1 pseudogene is annotated in these 476 nt (G+C 55.3%); it reads right to left on the bottom strand.

Features of this window, described 5'->3' with window-relative positions:
* Window positions 1–476, bottom strand: a pseudogene (locus JDF658_RS14150) (IS200/IS605 family accessory protein TnpB-related protein); the annotation flags it as partial.

Below are 476 nucleotides of genomic sequence, written 5' to 3'. Positions count from 1 at the left end.
CGGGAGTAGAGGCGGTTCCTGCGGGCGTGCCGCCATTTTTCACGGGCGGCCCGGCCCTGGCAGACCTTTTCCCACAGCCTTCTGCCCCCAAAGACTACCTTTGGTATTGTACCCTTCTCCCGGTAATCCTTCAGTTCAGCCAGCCTTTTTGCCAGTGAAACCACCCGCTTGTTCCGCCCCTTGACTGCCAGGCGGAGCTTTTCAATATCTTCTGAAGCAGCCCCCTTTTCCTCTGCCTTCGCCAGTTTCCTCATAGCCAGGCTGAGCTTCTTCCTGGCCCGGACCAGTTTCTTTTCTGTTTCTTCATTTTCTAACTTCAGCAGTTCTGTTTGGGAGTCCAGCAGGGCCTGTGCTTTAAGTCTGGCATCATCCGCATAGCGGGAGTTCAGCCCGAAAAGTTCTTGTCCTGACTTCTTGATTTCATGGCGGGAAGCACCTTCCAGGAGCCGGTTAAAGGCCCACCGCATACAGGCACA

Source organism: Carboxydocella sp. JDF658 (assembly GCF_002049395.1).
Lineage (GTDB): Bacteria > Bacillota.
The sequence above is the reverse complement of the archived record's forward strand: the minus strand, read 5'-3'. Positions and strand labels throughout refer to the sequence as shown.